This is a genomic window from Cetobacterium sp. ZWU0022 (genome assembly GCF_000800875.1).
Lineage (GTDB): Bacteria > Fusobacteriota > Fusobacteriia > Fusobacteriales > Fusobacteriaceae > Cetobacterium_A.
In genome coordinates this window covers 1-3435 of record NZ_JRJZ01000103.1, presented here as the reverse complement: position 1 = coordinate 3435, position 3435 = coordinate 1, and the positions used below count along the sequence as shown (strand labels likewise).

Below are 3435 nucleotides of genomic sequence, written 5' to 3'. Positions count from 1 at the left end.
ACGGTGTGGAGCAGGGGAAAAGGTGGAGATAACTTCAAAGCCTTACCTATTGCTATAAACAATAGAGGACTTAGTAAAAAAAGGTAGAGCATTTAAAGGTGAAACAGTAGAGGAGCTAGCAACTAAAATTAAAGTTGATCCAGTTGTATTAAAAGATACAATAGATAAGTTTAACGTTGCTGTTGAGAATAAAACTGATGAATTTGGAAGAAAACTATTTGCAAATAAATTGGATAAGGCTCCATTCTATGCAGGACCACGTGTTCCAACAGTTCATCACACTATGGGTGGAATTGAAATCAATGAAAAAACACAAGTTTTAGATAAAGCAGGAAATCCTATTCCGGGGTTATTTGCAGCAGGAGAGGTAACAGGCGGGCTTCATGGAAGCAATCGTTTAGGTGGAAATGCTTTGGCTGAAATAACTGTTTTTGGAAAAATAGCAGGAGAAGAGGCAGCAAAAAATAAATAAAAAAATAAAAAGGCAACCTTAAACATAAAGTTGCCTTTTTTTATTTAAAAATTTAATATCCCCACTTATTAATATATCACAAGTTTTTTAGGATTACAATCGTTTTATTTTGAAATACTTATTAAAATTTTATGAGTAATAATTTTATATGATTGTACAAAAAAAAGAAAAAAGTCTCTGGGGGGGGTGTAGAGACTTTTTTCCACTGCTAAAACTACGCAAAATTCCACTGGAAACACTTCATGACATTTTATACTTATAAGAATAATAGTTTCCTTTTTTTATTTACAATTTTTTAACAAGAAAAAAATATTTTATTTACACTAGTATGAGATAATTATAAAAGATTATAAAATAGATTTTGGAGGGGTTATGAAAATTTTAACAGCTATAGGAGCATTACTAATTGCTGCTACATCATATTCAGCACAGATATCAATGGAAAAGGTTGGACATTTCCAAGGTGCACCGATAGGAGCAGGGGGGCCAATCGATATAGTTGACTTTTATAATAATACTTTATTTGTAGCAAATGGAACTAATACCGATATTCAAAAACCATCTTTAGATATTGTTAAAGTGGATGGGTTAAAAAATAAAGAGAAGGAGTTCAATCTTTCTAAAAGAGTAGATATTCAAAAATTTATAGGGACAACTGAGGAAGTTAGTGATTTGACTTGTATTAAAGTTAGTCCGAATGGAAAATTCTTGGCTTTATCAGTAGCTTTAAATCCAACAACAGAAAAAGGATATATAGTTATAACAAGTTTAGAAGGTGATTATATAGCTCACTATAAAGTTGGAGCTTTACCAGATAATTTAGCTATAACCCCTGACAGTTTAAAAGTTGTTGTAGCAAATGAAGGAGAACCAGGAAAAGGACTTAAAGTTGATCCAGAAGGAAGTATTTCTATTCTAGATTTATCGAAAGGTTTGGATAAAGGAAGAGTTATAGAAGTTAAAATAGATGAAGCACTAATAAAAGGAGAGCTAAAAGCGAATTTAGACGAATATGTTAAAGCTGCTCCACATAAACCAACATACAGTCAGGCTTTAGAGCCAGAATATATCACAATAGATGAAGTTGGAAAATTTGCATACGTTTCATTCCAAGAGGATAGTGCGATTGGAAAAATAGATATCGAGGCTGGAAAATTCGTTTGGATTGAATCTATGGGAGTAAAAGACCATTCAAAACCAGAAAATAGTTTTGCAATTGGAAAAAATAGTCCAAATTTAGTTACAGCAGATGTATTTGGAATGTATCAACCAGATGGAATAAAAGTTTTTAATCAAAATAATAGTACTTATTTAATAACTGCAAATGAGGGAGACGCCAGAGATTATGGTAAAGGATTATTTGTGGAAGATGATTCTACTATAGGAAAATTATTAGAAGCGGGTAAAAAAATAAATGTACCAGTTACAGAGGATATGAGAAATTTAAAAATTAGTAAGTTTAGAGGTTTAAATGAAAAAGGCGAGTATGATAAACTTTATTCGTTTGGAGCTAGATCATTTTCTATATTTAAAGTAGAAGCTGGAGGAGTGAAACTTGTATTTGATTCAGGAAATCAGTTAGAAGAGATTACTAAAAAATATCTACCTGAATATTTCAATTCGAGCAACACAAATGTAAAGCCATACTCAAGAAATAACTCTAAAGGTCCAGAGCCAGAAGATGTGGAGATTGGAACAATAGATGGAAGAACATTTGCTTTTGTAGGATTGGAAAGAATTGGAGGAGTTGTAACATTTGATATTACAGATGCTACAAAACCTGAGTTTGCTGGATTCTTCTCTGGAAGAGATTACTCTGAAGATGTTAAAGGGGATGTAGGGATTGAAGGGTTAAAATTTGTAGCTTCAGAGAAGTCACCTACAGGAAAGCCACTATTAATCTCATCAAATGAGATTTCAAACTCAATAGCTATCTATGAATTGAAAGTTTCAAAATAGATTTAAAATAGTAACATATGTTACTGAAGTTATGACACCTTTATTGTATACTTTGTATATAAAGATAAAGGAGTGGAAATTATGAAGAATAGCTATAGAAATAAAGAAGATATTAAATTATATGATAACTCTGTTTTACCAAAAGATTTAGATAAAGTTGGAGAGACACCTTTTATGACAGAGGAAAATGTATTTCCAGATATTTTAAAAAATCATATGGCACCTAAAAATAAATTGGGATATCTTGTAGTAAGAAAAGGTGAATTAAACTATGTTTGGGAAGATGAAGAAGAGAAAGTTTATACAGTTGATTCAAATCATCCGTTAGTTATTTATCCTGAGAGATATCATCGTGTTATTTTAACAGGAGCTGTTGAATTTAAAGTTGAATTTTATCATTATGATGACAAAATGATAGTGGATAAAACTGCTTTAAGACCAGGAGAAAATTTTATTAAATAAACTATTAAAATAAATACTTTAAAAAAACTCCCTTTTTACTAGATAGATGAAATCAAAATCTATTTAGTTTAAAGGGAGTTTTATTTTTTTTATTTAAAACCCTATTAATTGCAGTTATTATTGATAACAACAGCTAACATCTCTAATTCAGAATCTCCGATATTTAATAAAGAGTGTTGTTCTCCATCACAAGTATAAACTACATCTCCTTCATTGACTGTATAGGTACCACTTTCCTCTTCTACTAGACCAACTCCTTTTAAGATATAGTAGACTTCAAAGTCGTTCACATGTTTATGTAGTCCGACAGATGAATTTTTCTCTAGAATGACTCTACTAAAAAGTTTCCCTTCATTTTGAAGTTCATCTTTAGATAGGATTTCAGTCATTTTTAATTTTCCAACTCCACCTCTTAATCCTTCAATCTCTTTGATTTCTAATTCATTTTTTCGTTTAATCATAATGTCCCCCTTCTATTATTATGTTTCTGTTAACTTAAAATTTATTGAAACTACTCCAATCCTTTGAGGTATAATAGTTAT

4 protein-coding genes are annotated in these 3435 nt (G+C 30.7%); 3 read left to right on the top strand and 1 reads right to left on the bottom strand.

The features are described from left to right. Positions 1-61 precede the first annotated feature (61 nt). The 3 genes from L988_RS13460 (at position 62) to L988_RS08415 (ending at position 2893) form a co-directional block, all read left to right on the top strand. Positions 62-472 (top strand): FAD-binding protein, encoded by a 411-nt coding sequence (locus tag L988_RS13460; RefSeq protein ID WP_369797085.1) that lies wholly within the window; start codon positions 62-64, stop codon positions 470-472. A gap of 372 nt (positions 473-844) precedes the next feature. Then, entirely contained in the window at positions 845-2431 is a 1587-nt protein-coding gene (locus tag L988_RS08420) for a choice-of-anchor I family protein (RefSeq protein ID WP_052191768.1), read from the top strand. 81 nt (positions 2432-2512) lie between these two features. Continuing rightward, positions 2513-2893 carry a DUF1971 domain-containing protein gene (locus L988_RS08415; protein ID WP_047383374.1) on the top strand — a complete coding sequence of 127 codons (381 nt, stop codon included), beginning with the start codon at positions 2513-2515 and terminating at the stop codon, positions 2891-2893. A 104-nt stretch (positions 2894-2997) separates the two neighbouring features. Here L988_RS08415 and L988_RS08410 read toward each other — a convergent pair whose 3' ends face one another. Then, on the bottom strand, positions 2998-3354 hold the full coding sequence (locus tag L988_RS08410) for a cupin domain-containing protein (protein WP_047383373.1): 357 nt from the start codon (positions 3352-3354) through the stop codon (positions 2998-3000). Positions 3355-3435 lie beyond the last annotated feature (81 nt).